Origin of the sequence: Mycobacterium intermedium (assembly GCF_002086275.1) — a bacterium.
Taxonomy (GTDB): Bacteria; Actinomycetota; Actinomycetes; order Mycobacteriales; family Mycobacteriaceae; genus Mycobacterium; species Mycobacterium intermedium.
Genome location: NZ_MVHT01000061.1, coordinates 18,886 through 40,200 on the forward strand (window position 1 = coordinate 18,886; position 21,315 = coordinate 40,200).

17 protein-coding genes and 1 tRNA gene are annotated in these 21,315 nt (G+C 66.5%); 10 read left to right on the forward strand and 8 right to left on the reverse strand.

Features of this window, described 5'->3' with window-relative positions:
• The first annotated feature begins 27 nt into the window (after positions 1-27).
• On the forward strand, positions 28-516 hold the full coding sequence (locus BST27_RS20000; RefSeq protein ID WP_069419412.1) for an inorganic diphosphatase: 489 nt from the start codon (positions 28-30) through the stop codon (positions 514-516).
• Positions 517-531: 15 nt separating this feature from the next.
• Here BST27_RS20000 and BST27_RS20005 read toward each other — a convergent pair whose 3' ends face one another.
• Positions 532-1,623 (reverse strand): DUF475 domain-containing protein, encoded by a 1,092-nt coding sequence (locus BST27_RS20005; protein ID WP_069419493.1) that lies wholly within the window; start codon positions 1,621-1,623, stop codon positions 532-534.
• 183 nt (positions 1,624-1,806) lie between these two features.
• Here BST27_RS20005 and BST27_RS20010 point away from each other — a divergent pair, with 183 nt between their 5' ends.
• From BST27_RS20010 to BST27_RS20025, 4 genes are all read left to right on the forward strand, one after another.
• The gene (locus tag BST27_RS20010) at positions 1,807-3,099 is read left to right on the forward strand and encodes a polysaccharide biosynthesis protein (RefSeq protein WP_069419492.1); all 1,293 of its coding nucleotides are present in this window, start codon (positions 1,807-1,809) and stop codon (positions 3,097-3,099) included.
• A gap of 14 nt (positions 3,100-3,113) precedes the next feature.
• Positions 3,114-3,839, forward strand: a complete 726-nt coding sequence (locus BST27_RS20015; protein WP_069419411.1) for a glycosyltransferase family 2 protein — start codon at positions 3,114-3,116, stop codon at positions 3,837-3,839.
• Entirely contained in the window at positions 3,836-4,207 is a 372-nt protein-coding gene (locus BST27_RS20020) for a DUF2304 domain-containing protein (protein WP_069419410.1), read from the forward strand. Before BST27_RS20015 ends, BST27_RS20020 begins: the two co-directional genes overlap by 4 nt.
• A gap of 120 nt (positions 4,208-4,327) precedes the next feature.
• On the forward strand, positions 4,328-5,761 hold the full coding sequence (locus tag BST27_RS20025) for a PP2C family protein-serine/threonine phosphatase (RefSeq protein WP_079219918.1): 1,434 nt from the start codon (positions 4,328-4,330) through the stop codon (positions 5,759-5,761).
• A 13-nt stretch (positions 5,762-5,774) separates the two neighbouring features.
• Here BST27_RS20025 and BST27_RS20030 read toward each other — a convergent pair whose 3' ends face one another.
• Positions 5,775-6,719, reverse strand: coding sequence for an NAD-dependent epimerase/dehydratase family protein (locus BST27_RS20030; protein ID WP_069419409.1), 945 nt, complete (start codon positions 6,717-6,719; stop codon positions 5,775-5,777).
• Here BST27_RS20030 and BST27_RS20035 point away from each other — a divergent pair.
• Complete coding sequence (locus BST27_RS20035) at positions 6,685-8,493, forward strand: hypothetical protein (protein ID WP_069419408.1); 1,809 nt, start codon at positions 6,685-6,687, stop codon at positions 8,491-8,493. The two genes, BST27_RS20030 and BST27_RS20035, sit on opposite strands and share 35 nt — an antisense overlap.
• Positions 8,494-8,587: 94 nt before the next feature.
• Here the strand turns inward: BST27_RS20035 and BST27_RS20040 are convergent, their stop codons facing one another.
• From BST27_RS20040 to BST27_RS20050, 3 genes are all read right to left on the reverse strand, one after another.
• A complete protein-coding gene (locus BST27_RS20040) occupies positions 8,588-8,890 on the reverse strand; it encodes a CDGP domain-containing protein (protein WP_069419490.1) in 303 nt (100 codons plus the stop codon).
• A gap of 323 nt (positions 8,891-9,213) precedes the next feature.
• Positions 9,214-9,289: transfer RNA gene (locus BST27_RS20045), tRNA-Thr, on the reverse strand.
• Between the two features lie 16 nt (positions 9,290-9,305).
• Positions 9,306-10,511 (reverse strand): DNA polymerase III subunit delta', encoded by a 1,206-nt coding sequence (locus BST27_RS20050; RefSeq protein ID WP_139805259.1) that lies wholly within the window; start codon positions 10,509-10,511, stop codon positions 9,306-9,308.
• Between the two features lie 155 nt (positions 10,512-10,666).
• Here BST27_RS20050 and BST27_RS20055 point away from each other — a divergent pair, with 155 nt between their 5' ends.
• Positions 10,667-12,307 (forward strand): adenylate/guanylate cyclase domain-containing protein, encoded by a 1,641-nt coding sequence (locus BST27_RS20055; protein WP_069419407.1) that lies wholly within the window; start codon positions 10,667-10,669, stop codon positions 12,305-12,307.
• Between the two features lie 14 nt (positions 12,308-12,321).
• Here BST27_RS20055 and topA read toward each other — a convergent pair whose 3' ends face one another.
• From topA to cspA, 3 genes are all read right to left on the reverse strand, one after another.
• Complete coding sequence (gene topA, locus BST27_RS20060; protein WP_069419406.1) at positions 12,322-15,144, reverse strand: type I DNA topoisomerase; 2,823 nt, start codon at positions 15,142-15,144, stop codon at positions 12,322-12,324.
• A gap of 201 nt (positions 15,145-15,345) precedes the next feature.
• On the reverse strand, positions 15,346-15,924 hold the full coding sequence (locus tag BST27_RS20065) for a hypothetical protein (RefSeq protein WP_069419488.1): 579 nt from the start codon (positions 15,922-15,924) through the stop codon (positions 15,346-15,348).
• A gap of 218 nt (positions 15,925-16,142) precedes the next feature.
• The gene (cspA, locus tag BST27_RS20070; protein WP_003419650.1) at positions 16,143-16,346 is read right to left on the reverse strand and encodes a cold shock protein CspA; all 204 of its coding nucleotides are present in this window, start codon (positions 16,344-16,346) and stop codon (positions 16,143-16,145) included.
• A 337-nt stretch (positions 16,347-16,683) separates the two neighbouring features.
• Here cspA and BST27_RS20075 point away from each other — a divergent pair, with 337 nt between their 5' ends.
• The 3 genes from BST27_RS20075 to BST27_RS20085 all read left to right on the forward strand — a co-directional run.
• Entirely contained in the window at positions 16,684-19,005 is a 2,322-nt protein-coding gene (locus BST27_RS20075; protein WP_069419405.1) for a DEAD/DEAH box helicase, read from the forward strand.
• Between the two features lie 504 nt (positions 19,006-19,509).
• Positions 19,510-20,544, forward strand: a complete 1,035-nt coding sequence (locus tag BST27_RS20080; protein ID WP_069419404.1) for a PAS domain-containing protein — start codon at positions 19,510-19,512, stop codon at positions 20,542-20,544.
• A gap of 295 nt (positions 20,545-20,839) precedes the next feature.
• Positions 20,840-21,315 (forward strand): PE family protein (locus BST27_RS20085; RefSeq protein ID WP_139805260.1); only part of this gene is annotated, 476 nt, incomplete at its 3' end.

Here is a 21,315-nt window from a genome sequence, read left to right on the forward strand (position 1 = left end):
CCTCTTCTCGTAATAAGGAGCCGACCCGTGCAGTTCGACGTAGTCATCGAAATTCCGAGAGGTCAGCGCAATAAGTACGAGGTCGACCATGAAACGGGTCGGGTGAAGCTGGATCGCTACCTATACACGCCGATGGCTTACCCGACCGACTACGGCTTCATCGAGGACACCCTCGGTGAGGACGGCGACCCGCTGGACGCGCTGGTGCTGCTGCCCGAGCCGCTGTTCCCGGGCGTGCTGGTCGAGGCCCGTCCGGTGGGCATGTTCCAGATGGTCGACGAGGCGGGTGGCGACGACAAGGTGCTGTGCGTGCCGGCGGGCGACAACCGCTGGGACCACATCCAGGACATCGGCGATGTTCCGACCTTCGAGCTCGACGCGATCAAGCACTTCTTCGTGCACTACAAGGACCTGGAACCCGGCAAATACGTCAAGGCCGCCGACTGGGTCGGCCGCGAGGCCGCCGAGGCCGAGGTACAGCGCTCCATCGAGCGTTTCAAGACCAGCGGGCACTGAGCTAGTCCAGGCCCGCTAGGCGCGCGCTTTCTTACGATTGCTCCTCAGGCTCCAAAGGAATGAGGCCGCGATCAGGGTTATGCCCACCGACGCCGTAAACCACTCGGGGACGTGCAGTCGGTGGTCCACCGACGCCAACATGATCAAGGCCAACGCGCCGATCGCCCAGTGCGCGCCGTGCTCCAAGTACTCATAGGTGTCCAACGTGTCCTGGCGGACCAGGTAAATGGTGATCGACCGCACGAATATCGCCCCGACCAGGCCGAGGCCCAGCGCAATGATGATCGGGTCGGTCGTGATGGCAAACGCGCCGGTGACGCCGTCGAACGAGAAGGCTGCGTCGAGCACCTCGAGATAGAGGAACAAGGTGAATCCGGCCTTCGCGAGCGCTTTGCTCTGCTGGCTTGGCTCCTGGGAATCTTCGTCTTCGTCGTCTATTCCTGGCGGCCGAAATGCCCGGCTGAGTCCGTTGACCAAGAGGTAGACCACCATGCCCAGCACACCGGCGGTCATCACCGTGGCGCGTTCCTCGCTGCCGTGCGTCAATTGCATGCCGACCAGGATCAACGTCGTTCCGCCCACGATCGCCGGCAACTGACCCAGCCGGCCGGCGCGCGCGAACGGGGCCTCGATCCACGTCAGCCACTTGATCTCGCGGTCATGAAATATGAAGTCCAAGAACAGCATCAGCAGAAACATTCCGCCGAAGGCGGCGATCTGTGGATGGGAGGCTTGAACGAGCTTTTCGTAGCTGGGTGAGCCGTCCGGGAACTCCAATGCGCCGCCGGGCGGCGGACCAAGCGCCAACCGCAAGGCCCGGACTGGGTCGAGGTCGGCACTGACCCAGACGATGACGAGCGGGAACAGCAACCGCATTCCGAACACCGCGATGACGATCCCGACCGTCAGAAACATCCGCTGCCAGAAGGGACTCATCCGCTTGAGCACCGTCGCGTTGATTATCGCGTTGTCGAACGACAGCGATATCTCGAGCAGACCCAGGACAACCAGCAAGAACAGCGCTTTCGGCCCGCCGTACAGGAAGCCGCCGACCAACGCCGCCACGGTGACCACCAGCGAGGTGGCGAATATGCGGAAGGTGGTCATGGACCCTTTCTGATGGCGCGGCGGCCCGATCTGCCGGTCCATTATCCCGACCTCCCCAGACCCCGCTGACTCTGCGCCCTTGGCGGCGCCCACTCACACGTCCCCGCCAAATCCGCAGCATCAACACGGCGACTGCAGCCCGGCGTGACCAGCAGTAGAGCCGTGTCCGCCTACGATTTCCACGTGACGGAAGTCGGGGGCCCCGCCGCCGCTCCAGCCGGAGCGGTCACGCGCGGAAGCGTTGCGCGCGTCGGGACCGCGACCGCGATCACCGCGCTCTGCGGCTACGCGGTGATCTACCTGGCCGCCCGCAACCTCGCACCCAACGGCTTCTCCGTATTCGGAGTGTTCTGGGGTGCGTTCGGGCTGGTCACCGGGGCGGCCAACGGCCTGTTGCAGGAATCCACCCGCGAAGTCCGCGCAATGCAATACCTCAACGCTCTGCCGGACGGTGCCGCCCGGACCCATCCGCTGCGGGTCGCCGGGCTGGTAGGCATCGCTTCGGCCGTCGTGATCGCGGCGACTTCACCGTTGTGGAGTGGACGGGTCTTCGCGGAATCACGCTGGCTGTCGGTGGCGCTGCTGAGCATCGGGCTGGCCGGATTCTGCCTACACGCCACCCTACTGGGCATGCTGGCCGGCACCAATCGCTGGAGCCAATACGGCGCCCTGATGGTCACCGACGCGGTCATCAGGGTGGCGGTTGCCGCTGCGACGTTCGTGGTCGGCTGGGGGCTGGTCGGGTTCCTGTGGGCAACCGTGGCGGGTTCGGCCGCCTGGTTGATCATGCTGCTGGCGTCACCGGCGTCGCGCGCGGCGGCCCACCTGCTCACTCCGGGCAGCACCGCGACGTTCCTGCGCGGCGCCGCGCATTCCATCACCGCGGCGGGGGCCAGCGCGATTCTGGTGATGGGGTTCCCGGTGTTGCTGAAGTTGACGTCAGCCCACGACCTGGGTCCAGCGGGCGGGGTGGTCATCCTGGCGGTCACGTTGACGCGGGCGCCGCTGCTGGTTCCGCTGACCGCCATGCAGGGCAATCTCATCGCCCATTTCGTCGACGAGCGCGGCCATCGGCTCCGCGCCCTGATCTCACCCGCGGCGCTGATCGGCGGTATCGGCGCCGTCGGCGTGCTGGCGGCCGGCCTGGTGGGTCCCTGGCTGCTGCGTGCCGTCTTCGGACCCGAGTATCAGGCCAGCAGCGCACTTCTTGCGTGGCTCACCACTGCGGCGCTGGCCATCGCCCTGTTGACGCTCACCGGCGCCGCCACGGTGGCCGCGGCCATGCACCGGGCCTACGCGTCGGGGTGGGTCGGCGCGACAGTAGCCGCGGGTCTGCTGCTGATGCTGCCGCTGGCGTTGGAGACGCGTACGGTGGTCGGGCTGCTGTGCGGTCCGCTGGTCGGAATCGGCGTGCACCTGACGGCGTTGGCGCGCGCCGGACGCTCATCCACCGGTTCGCCCCCCGACAACGTGTAACTTGTGGGGCACTGATGGTCTTGAACAAGAACCCCGAAACGCACTATCCGGACGTCTGGGTCGTCGTCCCCGATTTCAACGAAGCCGCGGTCATCGGCGAGGTGATCGCCGATCTGCGATCGGTCTTCGACAACGTCGTCTGCGTGGACGACGGCAGCAGCGACGATTCCGGTGAGATCGCCCTGCGCGCCGGGGCTCACCTGGTGCGCCACCCGATCAACCTGGGCCAGGGAGCGGCGATCCAGACCGGCATCGAGTACGCCCGCAAGCAGCCCGGCGCCCGGGTGTTCGCCACCTTCGACGCCGACGGCCAGCACCGGGTAAAGGATGTGGCGGCGATGGTCGACCGCCTACGCGAGGGCGACGTCGACATCATCATCGGCACGCGGTTCGCCGAGCATTTCGAACAGGATGCGGCCAGCCGCCCGCCACTGCTGAAGCGGATCGTGCTGCGCACGGCCGCCCGGATCAGTCCGCGCGGTCGCCGGCTGGGCCTCACCGACACCAACAACGGGCTGCGGGTGTTCAACAAGACGGTGGCCGACGGGTTGAACCTCACCATGAGCGGCATGAGCCACGCCAGCGAATTCATTGTCTTGATTGCCGAAAACGGTTGGCGCGTAACCGAACACCCCGTGGAGGTGCTCTACACCGAGTACTCCAAGTCGAAGGGGCAGCCGCTACTGAACGGCGTCAACATCCTTTTCGACGGGTTCCTGCGAGGGAGGATCAGACGATGAACTGGATCCAGGTGCTGCTGATCGGATCGATCATCGCGCTGTTGGTGTTCCTGTTGCGTTCGCGGCGCAGCGCGCGGGCCCGGGCCTGGGTGAAGGTGGGCTACGTCTTGTTCGTCCTGGCCGGCATCTACGCCGTGCTGCGACCGGACGATACGACCGTGGTCGCGCACTGGTTCGGGGTGCGCCGTGGCACCGACCTGATGCTGTACGGGCTGATCATGGCGTTCAGCTTCACCACCCTGAGCACCTACATGCGCTTCAAGGACCTGGAGTTGCGCTACGCGAGGCTCGCTCGTGCGGTGGCCATCGAGGCCGCCCAGGTGCCAGTTCCACCACAAGGGCTCGCCACGGACACCTCGGCCCGGTAGTCTGCAGCGGCCCGTCCGGTCGTCGTGATCCGTTCGACGGATTGCATTTGAGCCGCGCGGGGAACAAGAGTCACGGGCGTCCTTTTTTGGGTCAACCGGCAGGCCGAGGACTAAACGACGATGACTGGGAACATCGAATCGCACATCGATGTCGAAGCGCGGCGACTGCGCGCTGTCGACCGTTACCTACGGGCCGATCTGCCGTCCGAGACGGCGCTGGAACGCATTGCGGTCTTAGCGACCCAGATTTTCGACGTGCCGATGGCCACCGTGGCGATCGTCGATCGTGACCGAATTCGGCGGGTCGCGGCGCACGGCATGAACAGCGAAGTGCTCGAGCTTGCGCGTGACGACGGGCTGTGTGCGTCGGTCATTCGGGCCGACACTCCGGTTGTGGTGAGTGACGCGCTCACCGATACCCGGACTGCCCGCAATCAGTTCGTGCACGAGCACGGGATTCGGTTTTACGCCGGCGCCCCCATCGTGACCCGGCACGGGCACAGGCTGGGCGCGGTGGCCGTGATGAGTCGGGACGCTCGCGCCGCGTCGGCCAAGGAATTGGAGATCCTGCAGAATCTCGCCGCGATAGTCATGGAACAACTCGAGCTGCGGCTGTCGTATCTCGATGTTCTCCACGCGGAGCAGGACCTGCGTGGGGCGGCCGAAAACGCGCGCGACGAGGCCAGGCGGGACCGCGACAGCGCCGAGTTGATCCGCGATAACGCCGAACTCGACCGTGATGAAGCCCGGCGGGATCGCGATCAGGCCCGCGTCGACCGTGACGATGCGGTGCGCGACCGCGGTATCGCCGAGCACGACCGAGACCTGACCGAAGAGTATGCGGCGGTGCTGCAACGCACTTTGCTGCCGCCGTCGCTGCCGACCATCGATGGCCTGGCCTTGGGTTCTTACTACCGCGCGGCGTCATCGCGCCAGATCGGCGGCGACTTCTACGACGTATTTCCGCTGGGCGGCGACCGCTGGGGGTTCTTTCTCGGTGACGTGCTCGGTCACGGCCCGGAGGCCGCCGTGGTGACCTCGCTGATCCGGTACACCTTGCGGGCGGCGGCGCTGCATCACAGCGATCTGACCCGGGGATTGGCCGAACTCAACTCCGTCATGATGGGGGAGTCCGCGCCACGGCGATTCTGCACCGTGCTGTTCGGCACCATCGAACCGCACAGCGGCGGCGACGGGTTCGAGGTACGCCTGGCGACCGGCGGCCACCCGCCGGCCTTGCTGCTCGATCCTGCTGATGGGTCGGTCGCAGAGGTCCGCCCGGATGGCGGGATGTTGGTGGGAGCCTTGGACGACGCCACCTTCGCGGCCCGCGGCCTGCATCTGCGCGCCGGCCAGACGCTGCTCTGCTATACCGACGGACTCATCGAGGCGCGCCGCGGCCCGATGCCCTTCGACGAGGAGAGTCTGGCCGCCTTCGCCGCCGACCACGCCCCCAGGGGCGCGCGCGGTCTGGTCGATGACATCGCCACGCTGGTCCCGAAATTGGAGCCGCGCGACGACATCGCCGTGCTGGCGTTCGAAGCCACCGCCTGAACAGCCAGGCCGGTCAGTCGCCGTGCTTATGGCGGAAATACTCGACCGTACGGCGAATTCCGTCGTCCAACTGCACCTGCGGCCGCCAGCCCAAAACCCGTTCCGCCAGGCTGATATCGAGGCAGGACCGCCGCAGGTCGCCCAGCCGCGGCGGGTGAAACTCCGGGTCGTCCGGCCCGCCGACGGCGGTTGCCACCGCGGTGTGGAGCTGCCGGTCCGAGGTTTCCACGCCCGTGCCGATGTTGAACCGCTGCCCGCCGCCCTGGTCGCCCGAAGCCCGCACGAAGGCGTCCACCACATCGTCGACGAAAACGTAGTCGCGGGTGTTGGTGCCGTCGCCGAACACTTTGGTGGGCCTACCGGACAGCAGCGCCTGGGCGAAGATGGCCACCACGCCCGCTTCGCCGTGTGGATCCTGCCGCGGACCGTAGACGTTCGCCGGGGCGATGTGCGAACACTCCAGCCCGTACAGGTGCCGGAACGTGTTCAAGTAGATCTCGCCGGCCACCTTGCCCGCGGCATACGGCGAGGCCGGGTCGGTGGGCACGGTCTCCGGCGTCGGGTACACCGGCGGGGTGCCATAGATAGATCCGCCCGACGAGGTGTGCACCACCTTGCGGACGTTGGTGCGCCGGGCCGCCTCGGCCAGCCGGATGGTGCCGATGACGTTGACCGACGCGTCGAACTCCGGGTTCGCCACCGAATGCCGCACGTCGATCTGGGCGGCCAGGTGAAACACCACTTCGGGTCGGTGCTGCTCGAAGATGGCTTCCAGGTCCGCGGTGACGATGTCCGCCTCGACGAACGTGTGAGCGGGGTTGTCGGCCAGATGCTCGATGTTGGTGGCACGGCCGGTAGCGAAATTGTCCAGGCCCACCACCGTGTGGCCGTCGGCGAGAAGACGGTCGACTAGCGTCGACCCGATGAAACCGGCTGCCCCGGTGACCAGTGCGCGCACCGGCCCACCATACCGGCGGGTCATTCTGCTGGCCGCAGCGCTGATCGTTGTGCAGTTGGGTGTCCGCGCCGTACTGGCTTTCGGGGGATATTTCTACTGGGACGATCTGATCCTGGTCGGCAGGGCCAGCACACAGGGGCTGCTGTCGCCGTCGTACCTCTTCGACGACCACGACGGACACGTGATGCCGGCCGCGTTCCTGGTCGCCGGCGCCATCATCCGGCTGGCGCCCTTGGTCTGGACCTGGCCGGCGACCAGCCTGGTGGTGCTGCAGTTACTGGCGTCGCTGTCGTTGTTGCGCGCGTTGCACGTGATCCTCGGCTGGCGTCCCGTCCTGCTGGTACCGCTGACGTTCGCATTGTTCACACCGCTGGGCGTGCCGGGGTTCGCGTGGTGGGCGGCGGCGCTGAACTCGCTGCCGATGCTGGCGGCGCTGGCCTGGGTGTGCGCGGATGCGATCCTGCTGATCCGCACCGGCAACCAGCGGTACGCGGTGACGGGCGTACTCGTCTATTTCGGCGGCTTGTTGTTCTTCGAGAAGGCGGCGGTGATTCCGTTCGTCGCATTCGTGGTTGCCGCGCTGGTATGCCACGTGGGCGGCGACGAACGGCCGCTGCGCACGGTGTGGCGGGCCGGCTTCCGGTTGTGGGTGTCGTCGCTGGCCCTGACGGTCGCCTGGGCCGGGTTGTATCTGGCCGTGGTGGATCAGCGACGGTGGAGTTCGGACCTGGCCATGACGTGGGATCTGCTGCGCCGTTCGATCACCCACGGCATCGTGCCGGGGCTGGCCGGCGGGCCGTGGGAGTGGAATCGGTGGGCACCGGCGTCGCCATGGGCCACCCCCCCGCCAGCGGTCATGGCCCTCGGCTGGCTGGTATTGGTTGCACTGCTTGGGTTTTCGCTGGCCCGCAAGCAGCGCATCGGGCCGGTCTGGCTGACCGCGGTCGGCTACTCGGTGGCCTGCCAGGTGCCGATCTACCTGATGCGGTCATCGCGTTTCACCGCGCTCGAATTGGCCCAAACATTGCGGTATTTCCCTGATCTCGTGGTCGTCCTGGCGCTGCTGGCCGCGGTCGCCTTCACGGCGCCGAACCGACCCGGCGCGCGTTGGCTGGACGCGTCGCGGGCCCGCAGCGCGGTGATAGTCGGTGTGGCCGCACTGTTTCTGGCCAGTTGCCTGTACTCCACGGCCACCTTCCTGACATCCTGGCGCGACAACCCCGTGGAGCCGTACCTGAAGAACGCGCGCGCGAGTTTGGCTGCCGCGAGGGAGTCGAATGCGCCGCTGTTGGATCAGGAGGTCGATCCGTTGGTATTGCAGCGGGTCGCGTGGCCGGAGAACCTGGCCAGCCACATGTTCGGCTTACTGGCCGACAGGCCCGAATTTGCCAGCACGACAACCCAATTGCGCATGTTCAACAGCGCCGGCGTGCTGGTTGATGCGCGAGTGACGTGGGTCCGCCACATCTTGCCGGGTCCGACGCCGCAATGCGGGTACTTCGCGCAGCCGGACCGGCCGGCTCGGTTGCTGTTGGACGGCCCGCTGCTGCCGGCCGACTGGACCGTTGAGCTGAATTACCTGGCCAACATCGACGGCTCCTTGACCGTGGCGCTGAGCGAGGGACCGGACACGAAGGTCCCGGTACACCCGGGACTCAACCGCGTTTACGTCCGACTGCCCGGTGCCGGCGACGCGATCACGGTGCAAGCCAACACCGCCGCGCTGGCGGTCTGCATTGCGGCGGGACCGGTCGGGTTTCTGGCGCCGCTCTGACGGGGGCGGGCTCGCTGCAGGTTCGCCCAGCGTCACACTGGGGTGGCGCTCAGGCTCGAACGTCAAGCCAGCGTGACGTTCGACGCTGAAATGCTCAGTCGTCGATGTGGCCCGGTGGGTCGGCAAAGGCGCCGGCAGGTTGAAAACCCGGGCCGAGCACGTCGCATTGCTTATCGGGCGCGAAGTAGGAACTGGCGCCCCGCTGAATCAGGTTCATGAATCCCACGCAACGCTGCCAGGTGCCGTCGGGCTGGACTGGGCCGTCGCACTTGCTGATGACTCCGAATCCGCCGTATACGCAGCCTGCGTTGGCGGGTGGCGCGGTGGCGATCAACCCGCCGGCCATCACAGCGGCAACGCCCAGGCTGGCGACGAAAGCGCCAATCCCCCGCTGCAGGGTGAAATTGAGTGCATACATTGCGTCCCCTTCGGATTGCCGCGGATCAATCATTTCATCGGAGCGGGACTGGACAAAGTGTCGTGCGCGCCTGTTTCAGGAACTGGACAACAGCCGGGTGGAGCGGAACCGACTAGCGCACCACAGGCGTCCCTGGCGTTGACTGGCCGTTCCGGACGTACCGAACGAGCCACCGGCGTCGCCGCCGCTACACCCTGCCGGGACCCGGCGCCGCCCGCGCGCCCCTGGTCAGCGACACTTCTTCGGGGCAGTAATTAACCGTCGGCACACCGACGACGGATGCGTCGTCGTCATGACGCAGATGGAGCCGCCTAGGAGAATCGAACTCCTGACCTATTCATTACGAGTGAATCGCTCTACCGACTGAGCTAAGGCGGCGTCAGGCGGCCCGAGTCTAGCGCAGTTCTTGACCGATCGTTGCGACCATGGCGTCAACAGCGAATTTGGGCTTGACGTTGGTGGCCAACGCCTCGCGGCACTGCAGCACGGCCTCGATGCAACGCAGCAGCCGTTCGGGCGCGGCGTGGGCGGCCAGGGACGCGACGCGGTCGGCCATATCCGGGTGGTTGGCCTGCACTTCTCCCGCATTGGACGCGACCAGGAGGGCGTCGCGGAAATAGGTGGCCAAATCGATCAGTGCGCGGTCCAGCGCATCACGCGAGGCGCGGGTCTGACGAGACTTCTGCCGCCGTTCTAAGTCCTTGATCGCTCCCGCCGCGCCGCGCATCGTCCCCGCGGTGCCCTTGCCGGTGCCGCCGGCTCCGAGAGCCGTGCGCAGTTCTTCGGTCTCGGTTTCCGCCCGATCGGCGGTCAATGCCACCGCTTCGGCTTCGGCGGCGGCGACCAACTCCTCGGCCGCTGCGTATGCCCGCGACGGCGTCACGGCATCTCGCACCAATGCCAGCGCCTGCTCTCGCCGCTGTCGGGCGTCGGAATCGGTGGCCAGCCGTCGCGCCCGGCCCACGTGACCACCGCTGACCGAAGCGGCCCAGTTGGCTGTCTTCGCATCGAGCCCGTCGCCGTCGATGAGCACCTGCGCTATGGACGGGGTAGACGGAGTCACCAGCGCCACGTGCCGGCAGCGTGAGCGCAGCGTGATCGCAATGTCTTCAGGGTCGACGGATGGCGCGCACAGCAGAAAAACCGTTGACGGCGGGGGCTCTTCGACGACCTTGAGCAGGGCGTTGGCGGCGCCTTCGGTCAACCTGTCGGCGTCCTCGACGACGACGATCTGGTGCCGTCCGGTGGTGGGCTTGCGCGAGGCGATCTGCACGATCGCGCGCATGTCGTCGACACCGATGGACAGGCCCTCGGGAATGACCCGCCGCACGTCGGCGTGAGTGCCTGCCATCGTCGTCGTACACGCCCGACACATCCCGCACCCGGGGTCTTCGTCGGAGGTGCACTGCAGTGCGGCCGCGAAGCACAACGCGGCGACCGAGCGCCCCGAACCGGGCGGACCGGTGATGAGCCACGCATGTGTCATAGTCCCGGCGCCGCCGTCGTTGTGATCAGCATCACCGCGGGCGGCGCGCGCCGCCGCCAACAGTTCGGCTTCCACCGCGTGTTGGCCTACCAGCCGCGTAAACACCCCGGACATCATCGGCAACAGTAGTGACCCGCGCCGACAGATACCGATCGGCCATCGTTTCGCGACAATTCCGTGATCTTGAAGCATCTTTCGGCCGATTTCGGCGACTTGCCGGGCCACAAAGAAGTTTCCGACGAGTCCCCGCCTCCCGATACGGTGGGCACATGGCCAACGCGGCAACACTGCCCAGGCGAATCGGTGCATTCGCCCGGTGGGTGGTGCGCACCCCGTGGCCAGTTTTTTCCCTGAGCATGCTGCAGGCGGACATCATCGGTGGCCTGTTCGTGCTCGGGTTCCTGCGGTACGGCCTGCCGCCGAGCGAACGCATCGAGTTGCAGGACCTCCCGACGCTCAACGTCACGATCTTCATCGCGTCGGTCATCTTGTTGTTCTTCGCCGGGTTCGTCTGGAATCTCCACCTGTTGGTCCCGGTCTTCCGGTGGCAACGCCGCGACAATCTGCTCGCCGAGACCGATCCCGCGGCCACCGAACTGGCCCGCCGCCGCGCGCTGCGGATGCCCTTCTACCGCACGCTGACCAGTGCGGCGGCGTGGTGCATCGGCAGCGTGGTATTCCTCGTCGCAAGCTGGTCGGTGGCCCGCCACTCGGCGCCCGTCGTCATCGTTGCCACCGCGCTTGGCGCCACCGCCACCGCCATCATCGGTTACCTGCAGTCCGAGCGGGTCTTGCGGCCGGTGGCCGTGGCGGCGCTGCGCAGCGGCGTCCCGGAGAACGTCAAGGCACCCGGCGTCATATTGCGGTTGATGCTGACCTGGATGCTGTCCACCGCGGTGCCGTTGCTGGCCATCGTGCTGGCGGTCGTGTCGGACAAGATATCCCTGCTGCACACCACCCCCGACACGCTGTTCAATCCGATCCTGCTGCTCGCGCTGGCGGCTCTGGGCATCGGAGGGGTGAGCACGCTGTTGGTCTCGATGTCGATCGCCGACCCCCTGCGCCAGCTCCGCTGGGCGCTGTCGGAGGTGCAACGCGGCAACTACAACGCGCACATGCAGATTTACGACGCCAGCGAACTGGGTCTGCTGCAAGCCGGCTTCAACGACATGGTCCGCGACCTGTCTGAGCGGCAGCGGCTACGCGACCTGTTCGGCCGCTACGTGGGCGAAGACGTGGCACGGCGGGCCCTGGAGCGCGGCACCGAGTTGGGCGGGCAGGAGCGCGACGTGGCGGTGCTGTTCGTGGACTTGGTGGGTTCCACCCAGTTGGCCGCGACGCGGCCGCCCGCCGAGGTCGTCAGTCTGCTCAACGAGTTCTTCCGGGTGGTGGTCGACACCGTCGGTCGCCACGGCGGCTTCGTCAACAAGTTCCAGGGCGACGCCGCGCTGGCCATCTTCGGCGCGCCCATCGAACACCCCGACGCTTCGGGTGGCGCCCTGGCGGCCGCCCGCGAATTGCACGACGAGCTCTTACCGGTGCTGGGTTCGGCGGAATTCGGCATCGGTGTGTCGGCGGGCCGGGCCATCGCCGGTCACATCGGCGCCCAGGCCCGGTTCGAGTACACCGTGATCGGCGACCCGGTGAACGAGGCGGCTCGACTCACGGAGCTGGCCAAACTCGAAGAGGGCCACGTGCTGGCGTCGGCGATCGCGGTCAGCGGTGCGCTGGACGCCGAGGCGCTGTGCTGGGATGTCGGCGAGGTCGTGGAGCTGCGCGGCCGCGCCGCACCCACCCAACTGGCCCGGCCGTTGAATTTGGCCCCCAGCCCCCCCGAGGCCGACGAAGTCCCCGACGAAGACGAAGCAGCAGACGAAGCAGAAGAGATTCCCAGCGAAGCCAACCGCTAGCCGCTAGCCGCGCTTCACGCCTTCTTCGCCGCAGTCTTCTTGGCCACAGCCTTCTTGGCCGCCGTCTTCTTTACCGGCGCCTTGCGGGTGGTCTTTTTGGCGGCCCGCTTGGCCGGACCGCGGGCCCGCCGGTCGGCCAGTAGCTCCGACGCGCGCTCGTCGGTGATCGACATGACGTCGTCACCCTTGCGCAAGCTGGCGTTGGTCTCGCCGTCGGTGACGTAAGGCCCGAATCGACCGTCCTTGATCACCATCGGCTTGCCCGAGACGGGGTCGGTACCCAGTTCACGCAGGGGTGGCGCCGAAGCCCGTTGCCGCGCACCACGTTTGGGTTCGGCGTAGATCTTCAGCGCTTCGTCGAGCGTCACGGTGAACATCTGCTCTTCGGAGGCCAGCGAACGAGAATCGTTGCCGCGCTTCAGGTATGGCCCATACCGGCCATTCTGGGCGGTGATCTCCTCGCCGGTGTTGGGATCTACCCCCACTACGCGGGGAAGCGACAGCAGCTTCAACGCGTCCTCAAGCGTGACCGTTTGCAAATCCATGGTGCGCAACAGTGAACCGCTGCGCGGCTTGGGACCGGTCGGTTTCTTACCTTTTTTGGCCGGCTCGGCGCTCGGGTCTTCGGGCGGTTCCGGCAGGATCTCGGTCACGTAGGGCCCGTACCGGCCGTCTTTGGCGACGATCTGGTGGCCGGTTTCCGGGTCCACCCCCAACACGCGCCCCTCCTGCGGGGTGGCGAAAAGTTCCTCGGCCACTTCGAGTGTCAGCTCGTCGGGGGTGAGTGAGTCGTTGAGATTGGCGCGTTGCGGCGTCGGTTCGCCGTCCTCACCGATGATCGTCCGTTCGAGGTAAGGCCCGTTCTTGCCCACCCGAACGTAGATCGGCCGCCCCTCCGCATCGTCAAAAACCTTGATGGAGTTGACTTCTCGGGCGTCGATCCCTTCGAGGTTGACGCCGACCAGCTTCTTCAGGCCACCCGAGCGGGCCACCGAGTCGGGCACACCATGATCGCCGCCGAAGTAGAAGTTGTTGAGCCAGTTGGTGCGTCGCTCGTTGCCTGCGGCGATCTCGTCGAGCTCGTCTTCCATGGCCGCGGTGAAGTCGTAGTCGACCAGACGGCCGAAATGTTGCTCCAACAAACCGACAACGGCGAACGCGACCCAAGACGGCACCAGGGCGCTGCCCTTCTTGTACACGTAGCCGCGGTCCTGGATGGTCTTGATGATCGAGGAGTAGGTCGACGGGCGGCCGATACCCAGTTCCTCGAGCGCCTTGACCAAAGACGCCTCGGTGTAGCGGGCGGGCGGGTTGGTGGCGTGCCCGTCCGGCGTCAGCTCGATGGCGTCCAGCCGCTGGCCCGGCGTCAGGTGCGGCAGCCGTCGCTCGGCGTCATCCGCCTCACCGCCGGCCAACTCGTCCACCGTTTCCACATACGCCTTGAGGAAGCCGGCGAAGGTCAGCGTCCGCCCGGAAGCCGAGAAAGCGACCTGCTGGTCACCCGCCCTGCCTTCGATCCGCAGACTCAGCGTGGTCCCGCGCGCATCGGCCATCTGCGAAGCGACCGTGCGCTGCCAGATCAGCTCGTAAAGCCGGAATTCGTCGCCGTCGAGTTCATGTCGCACCGCGTCGGGCGTCGCGAACGTCTCACCCGCGGGACGAATTGCCTCGTGCGCTTCCTGCGCGTTCTTCACCTTGCGGGTGTACTGGCGCGGCGACGGGGAGACGTATTCCGCACCGTAGAGCTGCCGCGCCTGGGTGCGCGCGGCGTTGATCGCCGACTCCGACAGCGTGGTCGAGTCGGTTCGCATGTAGGTGATGTAGCCGTTCTCGTACAGCCGCTGGGCGATGCTCATCGTCCGTTCGGAGGAAAACCGCAACTTGCGACCGGCCTCTTGCTGCAGCGTCGACGTCATGAACGGCGCGTAGGGGCGGCGGGTGTAGGGCTTCTCCTCGGCCGACGCCACGCTCAGCTGGGCACCCTGGAGGTTGTTGGCCAGCGCGGTGGCGCTGGCCTCGTCGAGCACCACCACCTCGTCGGCCTTGCGCAACGCCCCCTGCGAGTCGAAGTCGCGTCCGGTCGCCACCCGCAGACCATCGACGTTGGTCAGGCGGGCGGTGAAGGTCGGCGGCTGGGCGTTCGGGTCGGACACGCTCGCGTCCAGCTTGGCCACGACGTCCCAGTACGACGCGCTGCGGAAAGCCATCCGGTCGCGCTCGCGCTGCACGATGATGCGGGTGGCCACCGACTGGACCCGGCCCGCCGACAGCTTGGGGGCAACCTTCTTCCACAACACCGGGCTGACTTCGTAGCCGTAGAGCCGGTCCAGGATGCGGCGGGTCTCTTGGGCATCGACCAGATCGATGTCCAGGTCTCGGGGGTGCTCGGCGGCCGCACGGATGGCCGGTTCGGTGATCTCGTGGAAGACCATCCGTTTGACCGGGATGCGCGGTTTCAGCGTTTCCAGCAGGTGCCAGGCGATGGCCTCGCCTTCGCGGTCACCATCCGTGGCGAGGTAGAGCTCGTCGACGTCCTTGAGCAGGCCTTTCAGCTCGCTGACGGTGCTCTTCTTGTCGGGGCTGATGATGTAGAGCGGTTCGAAGTCGTGGTCGACGTTGACTCCGAGCCGGGCCCATGGCTCGGATTTGTACTTCGCCGGCACATCGGACGCCGCTCGGGGCAGGTCACGAATGTGGCCTCGTGACGACTCGACGATGTAGCCGGACCCCAGATAACTGGCAATTTTTCGCGCCTTGGTCGGCGACTCGACGATGACAAGTCGCCGGCCGCTGCCATTTCTGCCGCTATTAGCCCTGCTGGGGCCCTCGTCAGCCAACTGCGCCTAACTCCATCTCCTATGCGGCCTCCTGGCGAGGCCGCCCCCCGAACAATGACAGGTCGGCCGCTGAAATTCCGCCAAATTCAGGTACGCCGCCGTACCGTCGCCGCGCGGGCACCTGACAATTTCGCACCCTTGGGCGGGCCTGCGCAAACCGGGGTTCCCGAATGCCCCTCCCGGCGGAGGCGTGAAACGGTGTCATACCCGCGGCCATTGTGCCAACGCCTCGGCGCTGTCCGGGGGTTCCCCCACGTTCTCTACCAGGCGCGATAGGCGTCGACGGCCGCTTATCCGCAGGGCGGGCCGGGTGCCGCGGGTGCCGATCAGGGTGGGCGCGATCCCCACCCGCATCAGCGCCGACGCCAAGGGGGAATGCGTGTCTGGGGCGTGCGGATCCAGACCGAGCAGGTACCGGTCCGCCTCCGGGCTGCCGGCGGCCAGTGTCCACGCCCGCAGCTCACGCGGCCCGGGCAGCCACCGCACCGGGACGGTCTTGACCGCCCCACGCGTCCATTCCGCGGCGACACTGCGCAAGGAGGGGGCCACCGACGTCCGCACCAAGGGGGTTTGTTCGTCGGTGCGGGTGATCTCCGGCTCCAAACCTGCCTCACGGATCATCTCGGCCAGCGCGGTGGCGCGCCACAGTTCGTCCACCACGACCGAGATGCGGGCACCGGACCCAACGGTCACGATCTGGCCAGAAGCCGCCAGCACCCCGGAGAGGTCCGCCACCCCAGGCGGGACCGCTTCCGCGGCGAAGAAGGAAAGCTGGCTCACGCCACGACAGTAGGCCAGCATGTCAATCCCCGCCTTCAGGTTTCCGGCGCGTCCCGCCCGTCATGACCGCACGTGCCATGGCGAGCAGACGCAAGCGCCCACGATTCCAGCGGATTCGGGGGCTTTCGGGTCTGGCCGCGGGGACAAGTGCGCTGTCCCCCGTCAAGAAAAATCCCCCCGATTTGCAACCGGGGGGATTCCTTGGAGAACCGCTGCAATCAGAGCGAGCGGACTCCGGTGGCCTGGGGGCCCTTAGGGCTGTGGCCGATTTCGAACTCGACCTTCTGGTTCTCTTCGAGGGTGCGGAAGCCCGTTCCCTGGATCTCCGTGTAGTGGACAAACACATCCGCGGAACCATCTTCGGGGGCGATGAAACCGAACCCCTTCTCCGCGTTGAACCACTTCACAGTTCCCTGTGGCATCTTTCTGATCTTTCCTTTTCTTCTGGGTGCGGGGCACCGCCTTTCGATGCCCCGGGCCCGTTGCGACCGCCATACCTCGCGGAGTCGCCGGAACTTCACCCGACAGAGAACCTCGCAGGAACCGCGGCCGCAACGCCGATCCTGCGAAAGTTTGACACGAACACAGAAGCTACGACCGCACACAGTCAACCATGTTCGCCGCCTCGGCGACAGCCTCTTGACCGGCGCGAGACGGGCAATTTACTCCGACGTCACTTAACTGCCAGGCATGATGGCCCGAACCTCGCGATAGGGTCCCGACGATCCAAACACTGGGCCGTCCGGAGAATGGGGTCTCATGGCGAGTTTTGGCAGCGACCTGCTCGCCGCCGCCCTCGCCGGCACCCCGTCGAGCGAACTACCCCTGCGGCACGTCGCCGAGCTGCCGCCCCGCCTCGGCCGGCCCAGCGAATGGCCGGACTGGGCCGAGCCCGACGTGATCCGCGCGTTCACCGACCGAGGCATCACATCACCGTGGTCGCATCAGCGGGCCGCCGCCGAGCTGGCACACTCCGGCCGCCATGTCGTGCTGAGCACGGGCACGGCGTCGGGCAAGTCGTTGGCCTATCAACTCCCGGTACTCAGCGCGTTGGCGACGAATCCGCGGGCACGCGTGCTGTACCTGTCGCCGACCAAGGCGCTGGGGCACGACCAGCTGCGCACCGCGCACGCCCTGACCGCGGCGGTGCCGCGGCTGGCTGACGTAGCTCCCACGGCCTACGACGGCGACAGCCCCACCGAGGTCCGCCGGTTCGCACGCGAGCGGTCCCGCTGGGTGTTCTCCAACCCCGACATGATCCACCTGTCGACCCTGCGCAACCACGCCCGCTGGAGCGTGCTGCTGCGCAATCTACGGTTCGTGATCGTCGACGAGTGCCACTACTACCGTGGCGTTTTCGGATCGAACGTCGCGATGGTGCTGCGCCGGCTGCTGCGGTTGTGCACGCGCTACGGCGCCGCCCCCACCGTGGTCTTCGCCAGCGCGACGACCGATTCCCCCGGCGAGACGGCGGCCGAACTGCTGGGTCAGCCCGTAGTGGAGATCACCGAGGACGGCTCCCCGCAGGGCGCCCGGACGGTGGCGCTGTGGGAGCCCGCCCTGCGCGACGATCTGGTGGGCGAAAACGGCGCCCCGGTGCGCCGGTCCGCGGGCGCCGAGGCGGCGCGGATCATGGCCGACCTGATCGTCGAGGGCGCGCAGACGCTGACGTTCGTGCGGTCCCGACGTGCCGCGGAGTTGACGGCATTGGCCGCCCGGGCACGGCTGGACGAGACGGCCCCGGACCTGTCACCGTTGGTGGCCTCGTATCGGGCCGGTTACCTGTCCGAGGACCGCACTGCGTTGGAGCATGCGCTGGCCGACGGTCGGCTGCGCGGTCTCGCCTCGACGAACGCGTTGGAATTGGGCGTGGACATCGCCGGGCTGGACGCCGTGGTGCTGGCGGGCTTTCCGGGGACTGTGGCCTCGTTCTGGCAGCAGGCCGGCCGTTCCGGCAGGCGCGGCCAGGGCGCGCTGGTAGTGCTGGTGGCCCGCGACGATCCGCTGGACACCTATCTGGTGCACCACCCGGAGGCGCTGTTGGGCAAGCCGGTGGAGCGGGTGGTGATCGATCCGACCAACCCGTATATTCTCGGTCCGCAATTGCTCTGCGCTGCAACGGAATTGCCGCTCGATGAAGCCGAAGTGCGGTCGCTGGACGCGGTCGACGTGGCCGAGGGTTTGGTTGACGACGGGTTGTTGCGACGGCGGGCCGGCAAGTACTACCCCGCGCCTGGCGTGGAACCCCATGGCGCGGTGGACATTCGGGGATCCATCGGCGGACAGATCGTTATCGTCGAGGCCGAGACGGGGCGACTGCTGGGCAGTTGCGGCGCCGGACAGGCCCCGGCATCGGTGCATCCCGGCGCGGTTTACCTGCATCAGGGCGAAAGTTACGTCGTCGACTCGCTGGACCCCGAGGCGGGAATCGCGTTCGTCCATGCCGAGGATCCCGGCTATACGACTTTCGCCCGCGAGGTCACCGACATCGCGGTCACCGGAACCGGAGAGCGATTGACGTTCGGCGCGGTGACGCTGGGGCTGGTACCGGTGACCGTCACCCACCAGGTCATCGGCTATCTGCGCCGCCGACTCAACGGAGAGGTCATCGACTTCGTCGAGTTGTCGATGCCTGAGCAGGTGCTGCCCACCATTGCGGTCATGTACACGGTCACGCCAGAAGCTTTGGCGATCAACGATATTGAACCGCTTCGGATACCCGGTTCGCTGCATGCCGCCGAACACGCGGCCATCGGCCTGCTGCCGTTGGTGGCCAGCTGCGACCGCGGGGACATCGGCGGGCTGTCCACCGCGATCGGCCCGGACGGATTGCCCAGTGTCTTTGTCTACGACGGCCATCCGGGCGGCGCGGGCTTCGCCGAGCGCGGGTTCCGGCAGGCGCGTATCTGGTTGGGCGCGACTGCCGCGGCCATCGAAGCGTGCGAGTGCCCGAGCGGGTGTCCGTCGTGTGTGCAGTCCCCGAAATGCGCCAACGGCAACGACCCGCTCGACAAGGCGGGTGCGGTGCGGGTGCTGCGACTGGTCCTTGCCGAATTGGGCGCCGAATTACCGAAAACGTAAATTCGGCGGTCGTCCTGGCAAATTTCATCTCTGCTGATTGGCAACGGCGGAAACGGCGAACCGTCCGCGAGTTACGCGAGCTTAAACGCAAGAACCGCGAGCTAGATGCGAAAACGGAAATCCGTTGGAGGCCGCCCGACCCCTCGACGGCCGACTTCCACGGATCCGTATCGCGACACGCGATTGCTGATTAGCTTCCTCACTGCTGAAGAAGTGGCGGAGTTGCTGAGTCGATCGCGCAACGAACGACCGGACAGCGCACGCCGTTCGTAGCACCGGCAAGCGCGGGTGCAGCAGAAACCTACCCGGCTGACACTCGGTGTGCAATGCCTTGACCCAAAGGCCCGCTTCGCCGCACCACGGCCGCGTTCCCGATGACAACAATTTTGACGTTGCCGTCAACCTACGCATCGCCGTATGCGCTGTCCTGCAACGGAATTGCCATGGAAGTCCGGTAATCGCCCCTCGGGACCAGGGGCCGTAATGCGCCAGTACACTTCGCGTATGACCCACGACTGGTTGCTCGTGGAGACGTTGGGGGACGAACCAGCAGTCGTAGCACAAGGGCGCCAACTCAAGAACCTCGTCCCGATCACAACGTTTTTGCGCCGTAGTCCCTACCTCGCGGCCGTCCGCACCGCGATCGCCGAGTCGATGGCAACTGGGCAGAGCCTCACCAGCATTACCCCTAAGAGCGATCGAATCATCCGCACCGAACCCGTGACGATGTCTGACGGTCGAATACACGGTGTCCATATATGGATGGGGCCGCCTAACGAGGAGCCGCCAGAGCGGCCCACCCCCGGTCCGCTGAAGTGGGATCTGACCGTTGGGGTGGCCACCGACACCCGTGAGTCGCTGCTCAACAGCGGTAAGAATCCGGAAGTCGAGATCACCTACGGCCGAGCATTCGCCGAGGACCTGCCATCACGCAAGCTCAACCCCAACGAGACCAAGGTCCTCGCCATGGCAGTCAAGGCCTTGCCAGGGCAAACGCTATGCAGCACTTGGGATCTCACCGATTGGGAGGGGAATCCGATCCGCATCGGCTTTGCCGCGCGCAGCGCACTGGAACCCGGACCAGACGGTCGAAATCACCTGATTGCGCGCGCCATGAACTGGCGGGCCGAGCACAAGGGCCCCGTCGTGACGGTCGACGACTTGGCGCAGCGCATCCTGAATGGGCTGGCGCAAGCCGGAGTACATCGGGCGCTGGTCGACCCGAACAACTGGACCCTGTTGAAGTGGCTCGACGAACCCTGCAACTTCTACGACTGGCGTGGCGGCGAAGGAAAGCCGCGCGTGCATCCCGAAGACGAGCACGAGATGACCTCCATGACAAAGGAATTCACCGACGGAGCGGCCAGCCGGGTATTGCGGCTGCCCGGAACGGACACCGACTGGGTGCCGGTGCATGTGACGGTCAATCGGGTGGAACTCGAGCCGGAAACGTACGCGGCACTGCTCTCCCTGCGTCTTCCCACCGACGAGGAACTCATCGCCGCCGGACTGCCGAAGTCCTCCGACAAAGATGACTGACTAGTGGTCATTACATTTCTTGGATCACCAAACGCCAAGAACTGCAGCATAGTTGAGCTAACCAGGAGCTGAGGCCGCACACGTTGCGCGGACCCATCGACGCCGATCCCTTACCTCAGGCGATTCCCTGCATTCGAGAAACAGAGATCAATCTTCCCAAGTGTGAGAAAAGCGTCCTCAAACCGCGATAGCATGCTTGCAGCGCCGATTTACCCCGCCGGTGGTTGAACCCCCGGTTGTGGAGCATTCCCCTGGCCCGGTTTGACGCATCAGACATCCGCGTGGGGAGATGCAAATGTCATTCTTAGTCGTAGCGCCAGATGTCCTGGCGGTCGCAGCTTCTGATCTAACAAATATCGGTTCATCCGCCAACAACGCCGCTGCCGCAGCGGCGGCACCAACAACATCGCTGCTGGCCGCTGGCGCGGATGAGGTGTCGGCAGCCATCGCGGCGTTCTTCGCGGCGCACGGCCAGGAATATCAAAAGCTCAACGCACAGGCGGCGGCGTTTCACGCCGAATTTGTCCGAGCCCTGACCGCGGGCGCGGGCTCCTACGCTGGCGCCGAGGCGGCCGCTGCCTCGCCCTTACAAGGCCTGCTCGACGCGATCAACGGGCCCGTCCTGGCGTTCACCGGACGACCGCTCATCGGTAACGGCGCCAACGGTAAGCCGGGGACCGGACAGCCCGGCGGGGCAGGCGGTTGGCTGGGCGGCAACGGTGGGGCTGGCGGGTCGGGAGCAAACTCAGCGGTCGGGGCCGGCCAGAATGG

Bases quoted from the DNA above. Each gene is read 5' to 3' on its own strand.
- BST27_RS20005 (WP_069419493.1), bottom strand. From the start codon at position 1,623: ATGACCACCTTCCGCATATTCGCCACCTCGCTGGTGGTCACCGTGGCG.
- BST27_RS20055 (WP_069419407.1), top strand. From the start codon at position 10,667: ATGGCCAACGCGGCAACACTGCCCAGGCGAATCGGTGCATTCGCCCGG.
- BST27_RS20050 (WP_139805259.1), bottom strand. From the start codon at position 10,511: ATGTCCGGGGTGTTTACGCGGCTGGTAGGCCAACACGCGGTGGAAGCC.
- BST27_RS20020 (WP_069419410.1), top strand. From the start codon at position 3,836: ATGAACTGGATCCAGGTGCTGCTGATCGGATCGATCATCGCGCTGTTG.
- BST27_RS20035 (WP_069419408.1), top strand. From the start codon at position 6,685: ATGAAACCGGCTGCCCCGGTGACCAGTGCGCGCACCGGCCCACCATAC.
- cspA (WP_003419650.1), bottom strand. From the start codon at position 16,346: ATGCCACAGGGAACTGTGAAGTGGTTCAACGCGGAGAAGGGGTTCGGT.
- BST27_RS20025 (WP_079219918.1), top strand. From the start codon at position 4,328: ATGACTGGGAACATCGAATCGCACATCGATGTCGAAGCGCGGCGACTG.
- BST27_RS20075 (WP_069419405.1), top strand. From the start codon at position 16,684: ATGGCGAGTTTTGGCAGCGACCTGCTCGCCGCCGCCCTCGCCGGCACC.
- BST27_RS20080 (WP_069419404.1), top strand. From the start codon at position 19,510: ATGACCCACGACTGGTTGCTCGTGGAGACGTTGGGGGACGAACCAGCA.
- BST27_RS20015 (WP_069419411.1), top strand. From the start codon at position 3,114: ATGGTCTTGAACAAGAACCCCGAAACGCACTATCCGGACGTCTGGGTC.